At 62.2% G+C, this 18,843-nt stretch carries 25 protein-coding genes; 12 read left to right on the top strand and 13 right to left on the bottom strand.

Translation table 11 applies throughout. The annotated features are described in order from the left end of the window. The first annotated feature begins 157 nt into the window (after nucleotides 1–157). The 4 genes from K3178_RS11075 to K3178_RS11060 are packed head-to-tail and all read left to right on the top strand — an operon-like array spanning nucleotide 158 to nucleotide 3,151. Nucleotides 158–754 carry a protein-L-isoaspartate O-methyltransferase family protein gene (locus K3178_RS11075; protein WP_221571484.1) on the top strand — a complete coding sequence of 199 codons (597 nt, stop codon included), beginning with the start codon at nucleotides 158–160 and terminating at the stop codon, nucleotides 752–754. Between the two features lie 18 nt (nucleotides 755–772). Continuing rightward, a complete protein-coding gene (locus K3178_RS11070) occupies nucleotides 773–2,233 on the top strand; it encodes a TolC family outer membrane protein (protein WP_345719895.1) in 1,461 nt (486 codons plus the stop codon). 52 nt (nucleotides 2,234–2,285) lie between these two features. Further along, nucleotides 2,286–2,783 carry a DUF2497 domain-containing protein gene (locus tag K3178_RS11065; protein WP_221571482.1) on the top strand — a complete coding sequence of 166 codons (498 nt, stop codon included), beginning with the start codon at nucleotides 2,286–2,288 and terminating at the stop codon, nucleotides 2,781–2,783. Next, entirely contained in the window at nucleotides 2,780–3,151 is a 372-nt protein-coding gene (locus tag K3178_RS11060) for a (2Fe-2S) ferredoxin domain-containing protein (protein ID WP_221571660.1), read from the top strand. The genes K3178_RS11065 and K3178_RS11060 overlap by 4 nt, the downstream gene beginning before the upstream one ends. Here the strand turns inward: K3178_RS11060 and K3178_RS11055 are convergent. After that, on the bottom strand, nucleotides 3,148–3,444 hold the full coding sequence (locus tag K3178_RS11055; protein WP_221571481.1) for a hypothetical protein: 297 nt from the start codon (nucleotides 3,442–3,444) through the stop codon (nucleotides 3,148–3,150). The genes K3178_RS11060 and K3178_RS11055 overlap by 4 nt on opposite strands. Nucleotides 3,445–3,552: 108 nt before the next feature. Here K3178_RS11055 and K3178_RS11050 point away from each other — a divergent pair, with 108 nt between their 5' ends. The 3 genes from K3178_RS11050 to xth are packed head-to-tail and all read left to right on the top strand — an operon-like array spanning nucleotide 3,553 to nucleotide 5,169. Continuing rightward, on the top strand, nucleotides 3,553–3,984 hold the full coding sequence (locus K3178_RS11050) for a CBS domain-containing protein (RefSeq protein ID WP_221571480.1): 432 nt from the start codon (nucleotides 3,553–3,555) through the stop codon (nucleotides 3,982–3,984). Nucleotides 3,985–4,015: 31 nt separating this feature from the next. Then, complete coding sequence (gene erpA, locus K3178_RS11045) at nucleotides 4,016–4,345, top strand: iron-sulfur cluster insertion protein ErpA (protein ID WP_221571479.1); 330 nt, start codon at nucleotides 4,016–4,018, stop codon at nucleotides 4,343–4,345. 38 nt (nucleotides 4,346–4,383) lie between these two features. Next, entirely contained in the window at nucleotides 4,384–5,169 is a 786-nt protein-coding gene (gene xth / locus K3178_RS11040; protein ID WP_221571478.1) for an exodeoxyribonuclease III, read from the top strand. 60 nt (nucleotides 5,170–5,229) lie between these two features. On the opposite strand, the gene K3178_RS11035 is transcribed toward xth, so the two are convergent. The 9 genes from K3178_RS11035 to K3178_RS10995 form a co-directional block, all read right to left on the bottom strand. Beyond that, on the bottom strand, nucleotides 5,230–5,889 hold the full coding sequence (locus K3178_RS11035; protein ID WP_247713731.1) for a cell wall hydrolase: 660 nt from the start codon (nucleotides 5,887–5,889) through the stop codon (nucleotides 5,230–5,232). Between the two features lie 200 nt (nucleotides 5,890–6,089). Continuing rightward, nucleotides 6,090–6,428 (bottom strand): DUF1491 family protein, encoded by a 339-nt coding sequence (locus K3178_RS11030; protein WP_221571477.1) that lies wholly within the window; start codon nucleotides 6,426–6,428, stop codon nucleotides 6,090–6,092. Continuing rightward, entirely contained in the window at nucleotides 6,428–6,886 is a 459-nt protein-coding gene (locus K3178_RS11025; RefSeq protein ID WP_221571476.1) for a PaaI family thioesterase, read from the bottom strand. The genes K3178_RS11030 and K3178_RS11025 overlap by 1 nt, the downstream gene beginning before the upstream one ends. Before the next feature lie 10 nt (nucleotides 6,887–6,896). Continuing rightward, a complete protein-coding gene (hpf, locus tag K3178_RS11020) occupies nucleotides 6,897–7,469 on the bottom strand; it encodes a ribosome hibernation-promoting factor, HPF/YfiA family (RefSeq protein WP_221571475.1) in 573 nt (190 codons plus the stop codon). 74 nt (nucleotides 7,470–7,543) lie between these two features. After that, complete coding sequence (dnaQ, locus tag K3178_RS11015) at nucleotides 7,544–8,233, bottom strand: DNA polymerase III subunit epsilon (protein WP_221571474.1); 690 nt, start codon at nucleotides 8,231–8,233, stop codon at nucleotides 7,544–7,546. A gap of 30 nt (nucleotides 8,234–8,263) precedes the next feature. After that, nucleotides 8,264–8,878 (bottom strand): dephospho-CoA kinase, encoded by a 615-nt coding sequence (coaE, locus tag K3178_RS11010; RefSeq protein WP_221571473.1) that lies wholly within the window; start codon nucleotides 8,876–8,878, stop codon nucleotides 8,264–8,266. After that, nucleotides 8,875–9,726, bottom strand: a complete 852-nt coding sequence (locus K3178_RS11005; RefSeq protein WP_221571472.1) for a shikimate dehydrogenase family protein — start codon at nucleotides 9,724–9,726, stop codon at nucleotides 8,875–8,877. Before K3178_RS11005 ends, coaE begins: the two co-directional genes overlap by 4 nt. After that, nucleotides 9,723–10,319, bottom strand: a complete 597-nt coding sequence (locus tag K3178_RS11000; RefSeq protein WP_221571471.1) for a Maf family protein — start codon at nucleotides 10,317–10,319, stop codon at nucleotides 9,723–9,725. The genes K3178_RS11005 and K3178_RS11000 overlap by 4 nt, the downstream gene beginning before the upstream one ends. Beyond that, a complete protein-coding gene (locus tag K3178_RS10995; protein WP_247713751.1) occupies nucleotides 10,316–11,107 on the bottom strand; it encodes a pyruvate, water dikinase regulatory protein in 792 nt (263 codons plus the stop codon). The genes K3178_RS11000 and K3178_RS10995 overlap by 4 nt, the downstream gene beginning before the upstream one ends. A 373-nt stretch (nucleotides 11,108–11,480) precedes the next feature. Here K3178_RS10995 and hemE point away from each other — a divergent pair, with 373 nt between their 5' ends. The 3 genes from hemE (at nucleotide 11,481) to rho (ending at nucleotide 14,408) form a co-directional block, all read left to right on the top strand. Beyond that, complete coding sequence (hemE, locus tag K3178_RS10990) at nucleotides 11,481–12,506, top strand: uroporphyrinogen decarboxylase (RefSeq protein WP_221571470.1); 1,026 nt, start codon at nucleotides 11,481–11,483, stop codon at nucleotides 12,504–12,506. 31 nt (nucleotides 12,507–12,537) lie between these two features. Then, complete coding sequence (locus K3178_RS10985) at nucleotides 12,538–12,981, top strand: CopD family protein (protein ID WP_221571469.1); 444 nt, start codon at nucleotides 12,538–12,540, stop codon at nucleotides 12,979–12,981. A gap of 161 nt (nucleotides 12,982–13,142) precedes the next feature. Beyond that, the gene (gene rho / locus K3178_RS10980; RefSeq protein ID WP_221571468.1) at nucleotides 13,143–14,408 is read left to right on the top strand and encodes a transcription termination factor Rho; all 1,266 of its coding nucleotides are present in this window, start codon (nucleotides 13,143–13,145) and stop codon (nucleotides 14,406–14,408) included. A gap of 61 nt (nucleotides 14,409–14,469) precedes the next feature. Here the strand turns inward: rho and K3178_RS10975 are convergent, their stop codons facing one another. The 3 genes from K3178_RS10975 to K3178_RS10965 are packed head-to-tail and all read right to left on the bottom strand — an operon-like array spanning nucleotide 14,470 to nucleotide 17,166. Then, on the bottom strand, nucleotides 14,470–14,871 hold the full coding sequence (locus tag K3178_RS10975) for a nuclear transport factor 2 family protein (RefSeq protein WP_221571657.1): 402 nt from the start codon (nucleotides 14,869–14,871) through the stop codon (nucleotides 14,470–14,472). Next, nucleotides 14,865–16,454: an FMN-binding glutamate synthase family protein gene (locus tag K3178_RS10970; protein WP_247713750.1), complete on the bottom strand. Its 1,590-nt coding sequence runs from the start codon at nucleotides 16,452–16,454 to the stop codon at nucleotides 14,865–14,867. Before K3178_RS10970 ends, K3178_RS10975 begins: the two co-directional genes overlap by 7 nt. Nucleotides 16,455–16,467: 13 nt before the next feature. Further along, the gene (locus tag K3178_RS10965) at nucleotides 16,468–17,166 is read right to left on the bottom strand and encodes a dienelactone hydrolase family protein (RefSeq protein ID WP_221571467.1); all 699 of its coding nucleotides are present in this window, start codon (nucleotides 17,164–17,166) and stop codon (nucleotides 16,468–16,470) included. Nucleotides 17,167–17,266: 100 nt separating this feature from the next. On the opposite strand from K3178_RS10965, the gene K3178_RS10960 reads away from it, so the two are divergent. Then, nucleotides 17,267–17,533 carry a DUF6489 family protein gene (locus K3178_RS10960; RefSeq protein ID WP_221571466.1) on the top strand — a complete coding sequence of 89 codons (267 nt, stop codon included), beginning with the start codon at nucleotides 17,267–17,269 and terminating at the stop codon, nucleotides 17,531–17,533. 15 nt (nucleotides 17,534–17,548) lie between these two features. Continuing rightward, nucleotides 17,549–18,823: a tRNA uridine-5-carboxymethylaminomethyl(34) synthesis GTPase MnmE gene (mnmE, locus tag K3178_RS10955; protein WP_221571465.1), complete on the top strand. Its 1,275-nt coding sequence runs from the start codon at nucleotides 17,549–17,551 to the stop codon at nucleotides 18,821–18,823. Nucleotides 18,824–18,843 lie beyond the last annotated feature (20 nt).

The following is an 18,843-nucleotide window of genomic DNA, read 5'->3' as shown; positions in this document are numbered from 1 at the left end:
GCGCATTCCCATGTTGCAGATTTGTGCTCCCCGATAGTCGCGTTTGCAGCCATCGGTCAAAGCGCTTGGACACAACGGTACTTGCGCCTAAGGCAACCTCGCGACTTGCAAAGCCGTGTTATAGATGTAATACAGCCGGAATATCACGAGCACAGACATGACTACGACCACCCAGACCCGCCCCGACTACGCTGCCGCCCGCAAGGCGATGATCGACAGCCAGCTGCGCACCAGCGGCGTGAACGAGGCCTTCGTCCTCGAACGCATGGGTACCGTCGCGCGCGAAGATTTTGTGCCCGAAGGCGCGAAGGGCACGGCCTATATGGACCGGGCAATCCGTCTCGAAGGCGGCGGTTCGCTGCCCGCGCCGCTGTTCCACGGCGCAATGCTGGCCGAAGCGCGTCCTTCGAGCGAGGACAAGGTACTCGTGGTCGATGGCGGCAGCGGTTATCTGACCGCGCTGGTCGAACCGCTGGTGGCTTCGGTGAAGACCATGTCGGCAGGCGACGCGCTGAAGGCCAAGAAGGGCGATTATTCGCTCGTGCTGGTCGACGGCGCGATCGAACATGTCCCGGCCAATTTTTCCAAGCTGGTCGCCGAGGGCGGCCGGATCGTGACCGGCCTCGTTGAACGCGGTGTCACGCGCCTCGCCACCGGCCGCAAGGCAGGCAAGGCGCTTGCGCTGCTGCCGCTCGCCGAAATGGGCGTGCCGCGTATGGGCGCTTTCGACAAGCCGGAGAGCTGGAGCTTCTGAATGATTAGGGGAGGGGTCGTGAAACGCCTGGCAATTTCCGGAAGCGTGCTCGCGCTCGCACTCGGCTCGGCGCCTGCCCGCGCAGATACGCTGCAGGAAGCGCTTACGGACGCGTATATCAACAACCCCACGCTCGAAGCGGCGCGGGCCAACCAGCGCGCAACCGACGAAACGGTGCAAATCCAGCGGGCCCAAGGCCTCCCCAATGTCAACGCGAGCGGCAATTACATCGAGTTCGTCAAGAATTCGCCGAACAGCTTCACCGCTCCCGAACGTCGTCTCCAGTTCGGTCCCGACCTTTCTATTCCGGTCTACAACGGAGGAGCGGTTCGCAACGGCATCAAGGCGGCCAAAGAGCGGGTCGAGGCCGGTCGGGCAGATCTTCGCGCAACCGAAAGCGCTGTTTTCAGCCAGGTTGTGGCGGCCTACATGGATGTGCTGCGCGGGCAGGCGCTCGTTGCGTTATCGGCCAACCAGGTCGACGTTTTGACGGTCAATCTCGAAGCCACGAGTGACCGGTTCGAAATCGGCGACCTGACCCGCACAGACGTTGCGCAGTCCGAATCACGCCTCGCAGTTGCGCAAGGTGACCTCCAGACCGCACGGGCGACGCTTATCCAGGCGCGCGAGGAATATATCGCGCTGGTGGGAGAAGCGCCAACCGACCTCCAGCCTCCACCCCCACTGCCGGGCCTTCCGGCTACGGGCGGCGTGGCGGTCGATGCGGCCTTGGAGAATAATCCCGATCTGGTTGCGGCCAGAGAGCGCGCCCGCGCCGCCGGGTTCGATGTTGCAGTCGCCGGATCGGGTAGACTCCCATCGGTATCGCTCTTCGCCGGGGCCGACTATACCGACTATTTCGACACGCTCGCCGGTGGCGCTGGCGGCGTTTCGCAGCGCGAGACCACTGCCAATGCCGGCGTTCAGCTCAACATTCCCATTTTCCAGGGTGGCCTGCCCGCAGCGCGGCAGCGACAGGCCCAGGCGTTCGAGACCGCAGCGCTAGAGCAAGTAATAGCTACCGAGCGCAACGTTATTGCTCAGACGCGCTCGCTTTATTCTAACTGGCAGGCCAGCCTCGCGATTATCGAGAGTTCGCAAGCCGCCGTCGACGCTGCGACGCTCAGTCTCGAAGGCGTGCGCGCCGAAAACTCGATTGGCAATCGCACCATCCTCGATGTGCTCAATGCCGAGCAGGAGTTGCTTTCGGCCCGCGTCCAACTCGTGACCGCGCGGCGCAACGCCTATGTCGCCGGTTTTGCGTTGCTCGCGGCGATGGGTCGTGCCGAGGCCCGCGACCTGGGTCTTGGCGACGAGGGCGTGCTTTACGACCCGCTCGAGAACTACCAGCGCGTCAGCGGGCGTGTCTGGGATTGGGACCGTGACCCCGAGCCGATTGCAACCAGCACATCGACTGTCACAATTCCGGCCCCCACCGCCGAAATTCCGGCGATTGAAGAAACTTCCGATACGCCTTAGCGTCCTTCCCGTCCCGATTCGGGATCGACAAGAGGCAACAGGGTCACCGCCGATGCGTAATCACGACGAACCGTCCGTCGAAGAAATCCTCGACTCGATCAAGAAAGTGATCGCGCGCGACAGCGAGATTCGCGAAGCCGCGCCGCGCCGCCGCGGGCTGGTCGCAGGCAGTTCCGAACCGGTCGACGAGGACGAGGCGGAAGACGTGCTCGAACTTGACGCCGTCCTCGCCGAAGAAATGATCATCGAGGACAATGCCGCGCTCGATGCACGCTTCGGCGAAGAGCCCGGCGAAGACGAGGAAGAGGGCGAAAGCCTGATTGCCGATGCCACGCGCAGCGCGATGCAGCAGAACTTTGCCGCACTGACCATGCTGGCCAAGCCCGGAAAGCAGCCGCAGATCGTCCGTCAGGGCGAAACCTCGCTCGAAGGACTGGTGCGCGAGATGCTGCGCCCGATGCTCAAGGAGTGGCTCGACAAGAACCTTCCCGGCATGGTCGAGGAAATGGTCAAGGCCGAAATCGCCCGGATTGCGGGCAAGAAACGCTGAGCAAGTCGCTGAAAAAGGCCGAAGCCGCGCTCGCCAAGATCGGCGGGGAAGAGGTCGAGCGGCAAATCTTCCTCTGCGCGTTGAGCGAGAAGCAGAAGTGCTGCTCTCGCGAGGAAGGCAAGGCTGCCTGGAACTACCTCAAGCGGCGCATGAAGGAGCTGGGCCTCGTCGGGCGCGGGGCAACGGTGCAGCGTACAAAGGCCGATTGCCTCCAGATCTGCGCGCACGGACCCATCGCGGTCGTGTGGCCGGAAAACGTCTGGTATCATTCCTGCAACGAGGATGTGCTCGAAGCAATCATCCAGCGCCATCTCATCGGCGGTGTCCCGGTCGAGGAATACCGCCTGCGAGGGATGGAAGAAGCCTAGTCCTCGTCGATCGAATTGTCGGGCAGGGTGTTGTCCACCGCATCGTCGTGGCCGGTGCCCGATGACAGGAACATCAGCCCCATCAGCGCGCCCGCCAGCAACATCGTGAAACCGATACCGAGCGCAGTCGCAATGTAGAAATGAACCGAGACGTCCTCGAACTTGTAGAGAAGCGCCATCGCTATCGCCACGATGCCGATTGTCAGAAGCAGCATGAAGCGCATGATCCGCCGGTATCGCGCCCAGGCGTATGCGGCGGTTTCCGGGTCGTCGAGAGGCGATTTCCTTGTCATTCGCGCCTCTCATGGACGCGCGCCGCGGCGGTTTCAACATGGCTAAAAAGACCGATTCGCCAAACGCGCGCAAAAGTGGCATTCTTGCGCCCATAAAAGGAGGCACGCATGAATATCGGGAAGCTGATCGAAGACCGTACAAGTTCGGACATCATCTCGGTCAATGTCGAGCAAAAGGTGCGCGATGCGGTGGGCCTGCTCGCTTCCAGGCGGATCGGCGCGCTTCCCGTCATGGAAGGCGGGCGTGTTGCCGGCATTTTTTCCGAGCGCGACGTGATCTATCGGCTTGCCGAAGAGGGGCAGTCCTGTCTCGACCGGCCGGTGGGCGCAGTGATGACCTCGCCCGCGATCACGACCGACCGGCAGACCGATATCCTTGATGCGCTGGACCTGATGACCAAGCGTCGCATCCGCCATCTTCCCGTCATTGACGGTGAAGCCATGTGCGGCTTCATCTCGATCGGCGATCTCGTCAAGGCACGGCTAGACGAGATACAGCACGAGGCCGAAGCCATGCGCGAATATATCCAGACGGCTTGAGCGGGCAGCAAACGCTTCCTACATCGCCTGCATGGCCGAAATGCTCACCCTGACCGAGGCAGCCGCAAAGCGCGTTGCCGCCATCGCCGAAAAGCAGGCGAAACCCGCGATCCTGCGACTGTCGGTAGAGGGCGGGGGCTGTTCGGGTTTCCAGTACAAGTTCGACCTAGCGGATGGTGCCGATGACGACGATTCGGTGAGCGACACCGATGGCGTGCGTCTGGTAGTCGACCCGGTCAGCCTCGACCTGGTGGCGGGCAGCGTCGTCGATTTCGTCGAGTCTCTGGGCGGGGCGGCCTTCCGCGTCGAAAATCCCAATGCGGCTGCCGGATGCGGCTGCGGTTCGAGTTTCGGGATTTAGGTTAGACCCGCGCGGCGGCTTAGGGCATGGGTCCTGCCATGCGTATCGCCACTTTCAACATCAACGGCATCAAGGCGCGCCTGCCGCGCCTCCTCGAATGGCTGGACGAAACCCAGCCCGACGTCGCTTGCCTGCAGGAAATCAAGACGATGGACGAAGGCTTCCCGGCGGAAGACTTCGAGAAGATCGGATACCAGGCGATCTGGCACGGCCAGAAGAGCTTCAACGGCGTGGCGATCCTCGCCAAGGGCGTGGAGCCCAAAGAAATCCAGCGCGGACTGGGCATCGATGGCCCGAAGGATGGCGAGGGCGAGCAGTCGCGTTATCTCGAGGCCGAAGTGAACGGCGTGCGCATCTGCAATCTCTACCTGCCCAACGGCAATCCGCATCCCGGGCCCAAGTTCGATTACAAGCTTTCGTGGATGGAGAAGCTGCGCTCACGCATGCACTCGATCTGGGCCGAAGAAGTGCCCGCAGTAGTGCTGGGCGATTTCAACGTCATTCCGGAGGACAAGGACGTCTGGTCGCCCAAGGCCATGGCCAGCGATGCGTTGATGCAGCCGGAAAGCCGCGATGCCTACAGGCGGATGCTTGCCGATGGCTGGACCGACGCAATCGACACGCTCAATCCGCGCGGCGGCGTGTGGACCTACTGGGACTACCAGGCGGGCGCATGGCAGCGCGACCATGGCTTTCGCATCGACCACCTGCTGCTTTCGCCCGAACTGGCCGACCGCATGGTAGCCGCGGGCGTGGACAAGGAATATCGCGGACGCGAAAAAGCGAGTGATCACACCCCGGTCTGGGTCGAAATCCGCGACTAGCGCCAACGAAAGAGGCCGCCACCCGAAGGCAGCGGCCTCATATTCGTCATTCGCTACCGATCAACGGTAAAAAATGTGCGTCTTGATGGCTGCGCGGCGCGTCTTCTTGTGCGCCCAGCGCGGGCTAACATAGGTCGCGTGGAAATAGAGCGAATCCTGCGCCTCGCTATCCCACAGGCCCTGGTGCGCGATACGAGCGATCTTTTTTGCGCGCTGCCACGCTTCCGAGCCGGTCTTGATGCGCGGCATGGATCCGCCGCGCACGAAGCTGAACTGCGCGCGCTGGTAGACAACGCCGCAATAGCTCGAAGGGAAACGGCTCGATTCCGCACGGTTGATCACGACCTGCGCCACGGCCAGCTGGCCGGCGAGCGGTTCGCCGCGCGATTCGAAATAGACGGCGCCTGCAAGGCAGCGCATTTCGTCGGAAAGTTCCTCCGGTGCGGACATGCCGGACACCAGTTCGCGCAGGCTGTTTGCCGCGGCGGGGACGTTTCCTGAATATTCGGGGGCGGCTTCCACGGGAAGCTCCTGAACCACTTCTTCGCTGACGAAGACCGGAACCACCTCCTCGGTGAGAACCGCTTCTTCTGCGGTGGTATCTTCGACGACCGCCTCGGCGAGCGTCTGAGGTTCTTGGGCGCCGGTTTCTTCCGCACCGGCAAACGTTGCAACCATTGTCGCGGCCGTGGCCGCAATAGCAAAAATAGACTTACGCATGATCCCGCTTATCTTGGCGGTGAGTAGCTGCGCAGGCTGGGATCGGTGGCGCGTTATTTGCGTCCTGGAATAAATCGATCCGTTAGCGGGCCTGCCGCTGGCTCCCCGTCTGCGTGCTAGTCCGTCGACCCCATTGCCAACCCGACCGCCTGCGCATCGAAGCTGGGGCCGCAAATAGTATCATCTGAAACTGTGTCAAGTTAACGCGGGGCGGAATCTATCAACCGTTCCACATCGGGACCGTCTAGTTCGATGAACCAGCAGTCGGGGTCTTGACGTTGCCTTTTCGCGACATACTCGTCAAAATCTCTAGGATTGTCAGTATCTTGCTCTCGTGTGCAGGTAAAGCGCCGCGAACCGTCGAGCTGCGGCATACGTTCCCAAAGGCGTGCATTATTGCCACTATGAGTGGTTAATATCACCAGAGTGCCGGCGTCCCTTTCGCCCTTTTTCAGCACCGTTCCGAAGCCGCCAAGACCCTGTACGAGCTTCAACAGACCGGCCACTTCGAGGTGCGCCGGAAGTCGCGCATCTTCCATCAGCCCGAATATCCGGAAAGGCTGGAAAGCGGGATGCGCGATTTCATGAAAGTGCCGGTTCCGCGCCCGATCTCGTCACCCTCGGCATCGACCAACCGCGATTCGGCGACGAAGACGCGTTTGCGCCCGCTGACCCAGCGCCCCTCGGCCACGACCTTGCCCTCGCGCACCGGCTTGGTGAAGTGGAGATTGAACGAGGTGGTGAGAAGGAAGCGGTCGGTCACCAGCGTATTCGCAGCATAGAAGGCGGCATCGTCGAGCATCTTGAAATAGATCGTCCCGTGGGCTGCGCCTGCCGCATGAAAAGAGCTTTCGGTGACTTCGAAGGTTATGCGCGAGGAGCCTTCTCCCAGCACCTCGAGCGAAGAATCGAATTTGGCATTCACCGGGGCGGAGGCATAAAGACCCTCGAGCGCACGCCAGTGCCGCTCGGCTCCGCTGCTTGCCTCCCCGCTCATCGCAAATTCCTCAGCTGCGCGGCTCGACCCAGCCGATCGAGCCGTCGGCACGGCGATAGACCATGTTGTGCTTTTCGGTCGCGCCGTTCTTGAAGAACAGCGCATTGGAGTTCTGTAGATCGAGCAGCATCACCGCGTCGGCGACCGAACATTCGGGGATCATGGCGCTGGTTTCGGCGATAACCGGCGGACTGTCGTGCTGGACCTCTTCCTCGGTATCGGGCTCGGGAGCGGCGAAGATCGTATAAGCCGCTTCCTGTTCGCGCATCGCATGATCGGCCTGTTCGTGGCGGTCCTTGATCCGGCGCTTGTAGCGGCGCAGCTGCTTTTCGATCTTCGCGGCTGCCGCGTCGAAGGCCTGGTGGACGTCATGCGCCTCGGCATGGCCCTTTAGGATCAGGCCCTGCATCACATGGGTCACGATGTCGGAGGAGAAAGCGCCGCCCGCCGCCTTGCCAAACGTCACATGGCTGGAGATCGCGCGGTTGAAATACTTCTCGACGATGCCTTCCAGTCGGTCCTCGACATGGGTCTGCAGCGCAGCGCCGGTGTCGATCTGGTGGCCCGAAACACGGATATCCATAAGCGTCGTTCTCCTTCTTGCGCGCCCCGACGTGTTCCTCCGGCCCCGTCAGCCGACGTGTCGTTGCCGGTGACTTACCCCCAGAGAGGGTTTTCGATCCCCGACATGAATTTCCTGTGCCGCGCCAGTTCTTCCGGCGTCGGCGCGTGCGGGCGCGGTTCGCGGCGCGGGCCCTCGGGGGCCTTGCGCACGGCGACCGCTTCCAGCGGCGTTTCCATCTTTTCAGGTTCGGCGGCGAGGCCGAGGCCGATCTGTCGCCCGCCCTTCAGCTCGACATAGACCTGCGCGAGCAATTCGGCATCGAGCAGCGCGCCATGTTTCACGCGGTGGCTGCGATCGATACCGTAGCGCGTGCAAAGCGCATCGAGCGACAGCTTCGCGCCCGGATGCTTCTTCTTGGCCAGCTGCACCGTGTCGACCATGCGGGTCATACAGACCGCTTCCCGCTCGATCAGGGCGAGCTCGGCATTGAGGAAGCCGAAGTCGAACCCGGCATTATGCGCCACCAGTGGCGCATCGCCGATGAAGTCGAGCAGTTCCTGGAAGGTTTCGCGAAACAGCGGTTTGTCGGAAAGGAACGCGCTCGAGAGGCCGTGCACTGCCTCGGCGCCCGCAGGCATGTCGCGTTCGGGATTGTAATAAGCGTGGAAAGTGTTCCCGGTGGGCACGAGATTGACCATCTCGACGCAGCCGATTTCTACCATCCGGTCACCCGTCTTGGGGTCGAGGCCGGTGGTTTCGGTGTCGAAAACGATCTCACGCATTGCCTAACCTATCGGACTCGTTCGCGCAGATTACAAGGGGGCGCCGCTACCTATTTCGGAGCGCAGCCTGGCAATCAGGTCGATCACTTCCTGCTCGGTTTCAGCCAGCGACTGTCCGGTGTCGATGATGTGATCGGCGCGATCGCGCTTTTCCGCATCCGGGGTCTGCAGCGAGAGAATATGCGCGAATTTTTCCGGCGTCATGTCGGGCCGCGCAAGCACGCGCCCGCGCTGGACCTCTGCCGGGGCCGAGACGACGACGATGCGGTCGACGGCGGCGTGGCCACCCTTTTCGAACAGCAGCGGGATATCGAAGACCACGAAGGGGGCGCCATAGTGCTCGAGCAGAAATGCCTCGCGTTTCGCAGCCACAGCCGGATGGACGATGGCTTCCAGCCGCGCGAGCGCTTCCCTGTCGCCGAAAACCTGCTTGCCGAGTTTGTCGCGAAGCACGCCGGTTTCTCCGGTGCTGCCGGGGAAGGCGGCTTCGATCGCCCCGATCAATTCGCCGCCCGGACCCTGCATGGCGCGCACCTCGGCATCGGCATCGAATACCGGCACGCCGGCCGCTTCGAACATGGCTGCAACGGTCGACTTGCCCATGCCGATGGAGCCGGTGAGTCCGATGACGAGGGGCTTGGTCATGTGGTCAAAAGCCCCCGCAATTCGGCATCGTGCTCGCGCGGCGCCTTTTCGCCGAAGAAATATTCGAAGGCGGCGGCGGCCTGGCCAATCAGCATGGAGAGGCCGTCGATAGTCTCGAAACCTGCATCGCGCGCGGCCTTGAGGAAATCGGTCTCCACCGGATCGGTGACGATATCGTAGGCGATCGAGCCGGGCGGGGCGTGGCTCCAGTCGAATGCGAGCGGTGGCTGCCCGCGCATGCCCAGCGGGCTGGCGTTGACGATGAGGTCGCAGCATCCCTCGCGGTCGTCGAAGTCGAAGTCTGTCGGGTCGGCAAAGTGCGAGAGCGGGGCAGTGTGGTGTTCGCCTTCTGCCAGCTCATCGAGAAGGGCTGCCGCTTTCTCCGGATTGCGCCCGGCCAGAACCAGGGTGAAGCCTTCTTTGGCAAGTCCTGTGACAATCGCCCTTGCAGCGCCGCCCGTGCCCAGCACGCGCGCCATGCGGAAATAGTGCTGCTGCTCCAGCCGACCTCGCAACGGTTCAAGGAAACCCGCCATGTCGGTGTTCGTACCCGCGAGCATCCGGTCGAAGGCCGGGTAGATAGTATTGACCGCGCCAATGGCCCTCGCAGTATCGTCGATGCTGGAGAGGTGCGGTTGAATCGCTTGCTTGTGCGGCATCGTGACATTGCAGCCGCGCCAGGCAAGATCTTCGCGGCGCTCGGCAAGATAATCGGCAAGGCCATCACTGGTGACACGACAGGGGCGATACTCAGCGTCCAGCCCGAGCTTCTCGATCCAGAACGAGTGAATCGCGGGCGATTTCGACTGCGCGATCGGATCGCCGATGACTTCCGCATAAATGGTCACAAGGCGAGCACGCCTTCCTCGCGCAGCGCATCGAGCACCTGCAGCAACGGCATGCCCAGCACGGTGAACTGGTCGCCCATGATGCTCTCGAACAATTGCACGCCGGGGCCCTCGATCCGGAACACGCCCACGCAATAGGACACCTCGGGCCATTCGGCATCGAGATAGGCCTCGATGAATTCCGCGCTCAGTTCGCGCACCCGCAGCCGCGCGAAATCGGAACCGACCCAGACGATCTGCCCGTCCCTGGCCAAGGCCGCTGCGCTATGCAGCGTCATCACCTTGCCCGAGAAAAAGCGCAAGTGCTCGGCCGCCTGCTCGCGGCTGGCGGGCTTGTCGAACCGCCGTCCCTCGACCTCGACGAGCGAATCGCTACCCAGAACCACCCGCTCGTCCGCAACCGCCGCCGCTTTCGCCGCTGCCAAGGCCTGCGCGACCTCGGACGGCTCGGCATTCTCCATCTCCGCCTCGAGCGCACGCTCGTCCACATCGGCAGACCGCGCCTCGAACGCCACGCCCGCAGCCTCCAGCATCGCCTTACGCGAAGCCGAATTCGACGCGAGCACGATCCCGCTGCCCGAAAGCGCGCTCATATCGCCTTGACCCCCTCAAACAGGTCGCCATCGCGCGATTTGCGTTCTCCATAGAGGCGGATGATCGCCGCCGCCGTTTCCTCGATCGAGCGACGGGTCACGTCGATGACCGGCCAGCCATTGTCCGCGAACATCCGGCGGGCAAAGGCGACTTCGCTCTTCACGCGGTCGTTGTCGACATAGGCAGTCTCGGTCTTCTCGTTCAGCGTGAGGAGCCGGTTGCGGCGGATCTGCACTAGCCGCTCGGGAGCGGTGGTCAGGCCGACGACCATCGGTTTCTTCAGCTGGTAGAGCTTTTCCGGCGGCGGGCTTTCCACCACCAGCGGGATATTGGCGACCTTGTAGCCGCGATTGGCGAGATAGATGCTGGTCGGCGTTTTCGAGCTGCGCGAGACCCCCGCCAGCACGATGTCGGCTTCCTCCCAATTCTCCCAGCCGACCCCGTCGTCATGCGCGATGGTGAACTGGATCGCTTCGACGCGCTCGAAATAGGCCTGGTCCATCTTGTGCTGCTTGCCCGGCCGGCCGTGCGCTTCCTGCCCCAGAGCTTTTTCCAGCGCCTCGGTCACCCGGTCGAGGATGGGGACCGCGGGAAGCCCGTTCTGCGCACAGACTTCCTCCAGCCGTTCGCGCGCCTCGGCATTGACCAATGTGAACAGCACCAGGCCCGGATTGGCCTTGAGTTCGGGTACGATCCGGTCGAGATGCTGCTTGCTCCGCACCATGGGCCAGAAGTGGCGCACCACATCGGCATCGTCGAACTGGGCCAGCGCCGCTTTGGCCAGCATTTCCAGCGTTTCGCCGGTGCTGTCGGACAGCAGGTGGAGGTGGATGCGGTCTGCGATGGGAGCCTCTATTCCGGCATGTGGACAGCTTCGGGATAAACCACGGGACAGGTCTGCCGACAAGTTCGGTGATGAATTCTCTCCCCGCTACGAGTCCCGACCGACCCCGATTCCCGCACAGCAAGGGGCAAGTTTTACAGCGGCTGGGAACAGTGGGGACAAGTTTGACTCGACTCTGCTGAATCCACGAGTCGCAAATCGCCGCGAAGCCTTCCATCGCGCAAAGTTTTCGGGCAGGGGCCGCTTGTGCCCGATATCCACAGGGCCAACAGACTCCATCAATCCTTATAATAACTAGGTATTATTGGACTCCTGAATGCCCGGTATCCTTCTCGACACTCTGAACGGTGCGCCAAGCGCACAGGTCCCTCTCTGGCTCATGCGCCAGGCAGGTCGGTACCTTCCCGAATATCGCGAGCTGCGCGCACAGAAGGGCGGTTTCCTCGAGCTTGCCTACGATAGCGAGGCGGCCTGCGAGATCACTTTGCAGCCGATCGATCGTTTCGGCTTCGACGGCGCGATCCTGTTTTCCGACATCCTGATCGTGCCGCATGCGCTGGGCCAGCATCTCGAGTTCCTGGCGGGCGAGGGTCCCAAGCTTTCGCCGAAGCTGGTCGACAGTTCGCTCGATGCACTCACTCGCGCGCCCGAACGCTACGAGCCGATCTACGAAACCGTGCGCCTGTGCCGCCAGCGGCTGCCCGAAGGTGTGACCATGTTGGGCTTTGCGGGGAGCCCCTGGACGGTGGCAACCTATATGGTGGCGGGCGAGGGGAGCCGGGACCAGCACGAGGCGAGGGCGCTCGCCTATCGCGATCCGGCGGCGCTGCAAACAATCATCGATGCTATCGTGGAGCAGACGATCGGATATCTCTCCGGCCAGATCGATGCCGGAGCCGAGGCGGTGCAGCTGTTCGACAGCTGGGCGGGAAGTCTCGCGCCCGACGAGTTCGAGAAGTGGGTCATTGCGCCCAACGCGCGGATCGTGGCTGCGCTGGCGGCGAGTCATCCGGACATTCCCGTGATCGGATTCCCGAAGGGTTCGGGTGAGAAATTGCCGGCCTATGCGCGCGAGACGGGCGTGAAGGCTGTCGGAGTGGACGAGACGCTCGATCCCGCCTGGGTTTCGCGCGAATTGCCTGCCGGAATGCCGGTCCAGGGAAATCTCGATCCGCTGCTGCTCCTTGCCGGGTCGGACGAGTTGGAGAAGCGCGTGCACACGATCCTCGAGGCTTTCGCCGACCGACCGCATGTCTTCAATCTCGGCCACGGGATCGACCGGCGCACGCCAATCGAGCATGTCGAGCGGCTGATTGCGGCGGTGCGCGGATGGCGGGGATGAAATTTTCTGCACGAATGACTAGCTTGCCCGGATGCAGGATGCGCTCGCGATGACCTATCTCTGGCTCAAGGCCGGTCATATCATCTTCGTGGTTTTCTGGCTGGCCGGCCTTTTCATGCTGCCGCGCCAGATGATCTACCTCCATCCCGCCGCGAAGGATTCCGCGGAATCGGCCCTCTGGGCGAAGCGCATGGAGCTTTTGCGCAAGGTCATCCTTACGCCCAGCATCATCGTGGTGTGGGTTCTGGGCCTGCTCCTTGCCCAAACGCTCGGCGCATGGGGTGAGGGGTGGCTCCACGCCAAATTGCTGCTTGTGGCGGCTCTGAGCGGCTTCCACGGCTATCTGGTGGCCCAATCGAAGAAGATGGCTGCGGGCGAACGGCCCCTGAGCGAGAAGCAGCTGCGCATGATCGGGGAGATCCCCGGCGTATTGCTGGCGCTGATCGTGATCCTCGTGGTGGTCAAACCTTTCTGAGTGTGACCTCTCCGCATTCCCGATTGACGCGGGCCCCAAGCGAAATTATTTGAAGCGCCTCTACCGGCTACAGGTCCCGCGCATCAGACGGGGCCGGGTCCGCTTTCTCCAAGCCCATATCGACCTGCCGGCCATTCCACACTCGAATACCGAGAAATACTATGCATCTCAAAGACTTGAAAGCAAAGACACCCGCAGACCTCGTGGCGATGGCCGAGGAACTGGGTGTCGAGGCGGCCGGCACCATGCGCCGCCAGGACCTCATGTTCTGCATCCTGCGCGAGCTCGCGGATGACGAGGACTATAACGAGGAAATCATGGGTATCGGCACCATCGAGGTGCTGCAGGACGGTTTCGGCTTCCTGCGCAGCCCCGAGGCGAACTACCTCGCCGGTCCGGACGATATCTACGTCTCGCCCAACCAGATCCGCAAATGGGGCCTGCGCACCGGCGACACGGTCGAAGGCCAGATCCGCGCGCCCAAGGAAGGCGAGCGTTACTTTGCACTGACCGGCCTGACCTCGGTGAACTACGAAGATCCGGCAAACGTGCGCACGCGCACCAATTTCGACAATCTCACGCCGCTCTATCCGGAAGAGAAGCTCAACCTCGACACGCTCGATCCGACGGTCAAGGACAAGTCGGCGCGCGTCATCGATATCATTTCGCCGCAGGGCAAGGGCCAGCGCGCGCTGATCGTCGCCCCGCCGCGTACGGGTAAGACGGTGCTGCTGCAGAACATCGCCAAGGCGATCACCGACAACCATCCCGAAGTTTTCCTGCTGGTCCTGCTCGTCGACGAGCGTCCGGAGGAAGTCACCGACATGCAGCGTTCGGTGAATGGCGAGGTGATCTCCTCGACCTTCGACGAACCGGCCAACCGCCACGTCCAGGTCGCCGAAATGGTGATCGAGAAGGCCAAGCGCCTCGTCGAGCACAAGAAGGATGTCGTCATCCTGCTCGACTCGATTACCCGCCTCGGCCGCGCCTACAACACTGTGGTGCCGAGCTCGGGCAAGGTGCTGACCGGCGGTGTCGACGCCAACGCATTGCAGCGTCCGAAGCGTTTCTTTGGTGCGGCGCGTAATATCGAGGAAGGCGGCTCGCTCTCGATCATCGCTACTGCACTGATCGACACCGGCAGCCGCATGGACGAGGTCATTTTCGAAGAATTCAAGGGCACGGGTAACAGCGAAATCGTCCTCGACCGCAAGGTCGCCGACAAGCGCATCTTCCCGGCGCTCGACGTGGGCAAGTCCGGCACTCGCAAGGAAGAGCTGCTGGTCGAGAAGGACAAGCTGTCGAAGATGTGGGTCCTGCGCCGTATCCTCATGCAGATGGGTACTGTCGACGCGATGGAATTCCTTCTCGACAAGATGAAGGATTCCAAGACCAACGAAGACTTCTTCGCGACGATGAACCAGTAAGCGGTTCTCGTCGAAGGATTTTCTGGAAGGGCCGCCAGTTTATCTGGCGGCCTTTTTCGTTTCAGCCCTTCATGCGTTCGAGCATTGCAGCCATCTGTTCCCAGACCTTGTTCACGGCTTTCAGTGGGCGAACCATCACCTTGAAATCGGTGATCATGCCCTTTTCGTCGAAGCGAATCAGGTCGATTCCGTTGACATGGATGCCATCCATCTCGGTGGTGAATTCGAGGCACGCGTTCTCGTCGTCGACGAGTTCTCGAACATAGGTGAAGCTATCGTTGCCCAGCGTCTGGCCGGCTGCCGACAGATAGGCGACAACCAGATCACGCCCCTTTTGCGGAGTGTGGACCACAGGCGAGTGGAAACTTGCGTCTTCGCGGATGATGGCGGCGAGTTCGGCAGGTTTGCTGCCGTTCTCGATGACCTTGTGCCAGGTGGCCAATCCTTCTCGAGCGCTCAAGATTTCCTCCTGAAACTATCCGCCCGAGCCGCGGCCCAGTGACGGGCCAGCGGGGTGGTCTCGGGCTTTTCGAGCAGCACGCCCTCCTCGGCGAAATAATAGATCTTGTCGAAGGCATCGGAGCGCGCGCCGTTGATTCGTTCGCGCATGTCGAGCGGGGTCATGTCCCAGGGGCTTTCGAGACCCATGGCGATGACAATCTCGCGCAGGGCGTGGAGTGTCTGGCGCTGGAAGCGAGCGACACGCGGGGCTTTGTCCTCGATTACCAGGCCGCGTTGCCGCCATTCTTCCTGTGTCGCGATCCCGGTGGGGCAGGTACCCTTGTGGCAGTTCATCGACTGGACGCAGCCGAGCGCGAACATGAAGGGCCGTGCGGCATTGCACCAGTCCGCCCCGAGCGCGAAGCTTTTCGCCATTTGTGCGCCCGAATGGATCTTGCCCGAGGTGGCTATCTTGACCTTTTGCTTGAGGCCGGTGCCCACCAGCATGTTGCGCACGAAGATCTGTCCTTCGCGCAGCGGCATGCCCACCGAATTCGACAGTTCGAGCGGCGCTGCACCGGTCCCGCCTTCCGCCCCGTCGACGGTGATGAAGTCTGGATGCAAGCCAGTTTCGAGCATGGCTTTTCCCAGCGCGAAGATTTCATGCGGCTGCCCGACACACAGCTTGATACCGGTAGGTTTGCCGCCGGACAATTCGCGCAGGCGAGAGACGAATTCGAGCAATTCTATCGGCGTGTCGAATTCGGGATGCGCGGCAGGGGAAAGGACGTCTTTGCCCTCGGGCACTCCGCGCGCTTCGGCGATTTCCTTGGTGACTTTTGCGCCCGGCAGGACGCCGCCATGGCCGGGCTTTGCGCCCTGGCTGAGCTTCAGTTCGATCATCTTGACCTGATCGCTCGCCGCATTCTCGCGGAAGAGGTCGGGATCGAAGCGCCCGTCGTCACGCCGTGCGCCGAAATAGCCGCTGCCCAGTTCCCAGATGAGGTCGCCGCCCGGAGCGCGATGATATCGGCTGATCGAACCTTCGCCCGTGTTATGCGCAAAATTGCCCTCCTTGGCGCCTGCGTTGAGCGCTTCGATGGCGCGCGCCGAGAGCGAGCCGAAGCTCATCGCGGAAATGTTGAGGAGCGAGGAGGAATAAGCCTTGTCGCAAGTCCCTTCGCCGACTGTCACGCGCCACTCTTCGGGTGGCTCCTGGCTTGGAGCTATCGAGTGGCCGACCCACTCGTATTCGTCCGAATAAACGTCCAGTTCTGTGCCCATCGGGTGCTTGTCGAGGTCACCCTTGGCGCGCGCATAGACCAGTGCCCGCGCCTGATGGCTAAAGGGGCGCCCTTCGAGGTCGTCCTCGACGATATAGGCCTGCGCAAAGGGGCGCAGGTCTTCCATCAGCCAGCGAATTCGGGCGAGAAGCGGATAGTTCCGCCTAAGTGTATGATGGTGCTGGAAAAAGTCCCATAATGCGAGACCAAGAAGCGGGAGGATCGCCGACAAGGTCCAGCGTGCATCGCCGCTCACCCAGGCGACTGTCGCAAGGCCGAAAAGGGCGGCAGGTACGATATAGCGATAGGGCAGGCGCTCCATCATCTGCGCGCGCCTATCCGAGATGCTCCCGGAAAAAATCGGCCGTGCGACTATCGGCGAGATTGGCGGCTTGTTCCGCGCGGCGTTTGCCGAACTCGGTCGCGAAGCCGTGGTCGAGGCCTTCGTAGTCGTAGAGCGTGACCTTGGGGTGATCGTCCAGCCCCTCGTGCATCGCCTTCTGCGTATCCTTGTCGACGAAGCCGTCCTCTGTCGGGACGTGTAGTAACAGCGGATGAGCAATCGCGTGTTTTTCGTTGAGCAAACCGTCGATGCCGACACCGTAATAGCCGACCGATGCATTCACGTCGGTGCGCGCCGCGGTCATGTAGGCGAGGCGGCCGCCGAGACAGTAGCCGACGCAGCCGACTTTCGGCACGCCCTCCTCGCGGCGGATATGATGGATGGTCGCCTCGATATCGCGAATGCCCTGATCCTGGTCGAACTTGCCCATGAGATCGAGCGCGCGCTGGAATTCGGGTTCGACATCGGGGTCGAGCTCGACACCGGGCTCGAGCCGCCAGAACAGGTCCGGCGCCACGGCGAGATAGCCTTCCTCCGCGAGCTTGTCGCACTTGCGGCGGATGCCGGCATTTACACCAAAAATTTCCTGGATGACGAGGATGGCCGCCTTGGGCGCATCGGCGGGGCGGGCGACATAGGCATCGAATGTGGTATCGCCTGACAGGGTGGTGACTTTGACCGTCTCGCTCATCGCTGGATTTCCCTCTCTCTTCGCTTGAGTGTCTTATGCTTGCATAACGCGGCATGGAGGCCCAGATGGGCGCATACAAGACCCTAACGGAGGAAACGGCATGAAGGTCCATATCGAAATCGACTGCACGCCCGAAGAGGCGCGGACCTTCATGGGGTTGCCCGACGTGGGCAAGGCAAACGACATCTATGTCGACATGATGTCGAAGGCGATGAAGGGCGTTTCGAGCACCGACCAGCTGCAGGAATACGCAAAGCAGCTCGCGCCGATGGGGCAGGCCGGCTTCAAGCTGTTCCAGAGCTTCATGGAAGGCGCCCAGGCCGCTCGCACACCGCCGAAGAAGCCCGACACCTCCGACGCCGACTGACGCACGCTATAGCCGATGACCGACACCATCTTCGCCCTGTCGAGCGGAGCGCCGCCCGCTGCGATCGGGGTGGTGCGGATCAGCGGCCCCGGGGTAAGGCAGGCGATCGAGCAATTGGCAGGCAGCATTCCCGAGCCTCGCCGTGCAAGCCTGAGAACATTGAACGATTCCGAGGGGCGCGAACTGGATCGCGGTCTTCTCCTGTGGTTTCCCGGGCCACGAACGGCCACGGGTGAGGACCTTGCCGAATTCCACTGCCACGGGGGCAGGGCGGTCGTGTCCGCGATCGAGAATGCGCTGGCGACCATCGAAGGGCTACGAAGGGCAGAGCCTGGCGAGTTCACGCGCCGCGCCTTTGCAAACGGGGTGATCGATCTTGCCGAAGCCGAGGGGCTAGGTGATTTGCTCGCGGCGGAAACCGAACTTCAGCGTCGCGCTGCACAGGCGGCGGCTGGCGGTGCCCTGTCCCGCCGGATAGAGGGTTGGCGCGGAAGGCTTCTCAATCTGTCTGCCCTGGTTGAGGCAGTTTTGGACTTCGACGATGAAGACGATGTCGGAGGTCTGCCGGAAATGTTTCACGTGGAACTTTCGGCGCTTGCAGAGGAATGGCGAGAAGTTCTGGAAGCCCCCCGATCGGAGAGGCTCCGCGATGGTGTACGTGTGGTTTTCGCCGGCCCTCCCAATTCCGGTAAATCATCCTTGTTCAACGCGATCCTTGATGAGGGCGCAGCAATTGTATCCGAAGAGGCGGGCACCACTCGCGACGTGATCGAGCGACCGGTCGGGATTTCGGGTGTGCCTTTCGTTCTGGTCGACACTGCAGGCCTCCGCGAGGACGGCGCCGGAGAGATCGAGAAGATCGGTATCGGAAAGGCGCGCGGTGAGATCGAGAAGGCCGACATAGTTTTGTGGCTTGGCCTCGAGGGCCAGGGTCCGGCCGGGTCGTGGGAGATTGCTTCCCGCTGCGACCTCGAGGGGCAGGGCAAGTCCTCACCTGATCATGTCGTTTCAGCAGTAACCGGTGCGGGGGTGGCCGAGCTGACAGGCGCATTGGTGACGGAAGCAAGGTCGTTGCTTCCGAAACCGGATGCAGCGGCTCTGAACCGGCGCCAGCATGCAGCTCTTGAAGAGGCGCATTCGGCGGTGAGCGGGATTGAAGAGCATTCCGACCCCCTTCTTATTGGCGAGCGCCTTCGGCTGGCGCGCGTTGCGCTCGACCGGCTTCAGGGACGGCACTCGACCGAAGATATGCTCGATGCGCTGTTCGGAAGATTCTGCATCGGCAAGTGAGTGTTCCACGTGGAACATCG

The sequence above is a fragment of the Qipengyuania sphaerica genome, from assembly GCF_019711595.1.
GTDB lineage: Bacteria > Pseudomonadota > Alphaproteobacteria > Sphingomonadales > Sphingomonadaceae > Qipengyuania > Qipengyuania sphaerica.
This window is presented reverse-complemented; position numbering and strand designations above follow the sequence as displayed.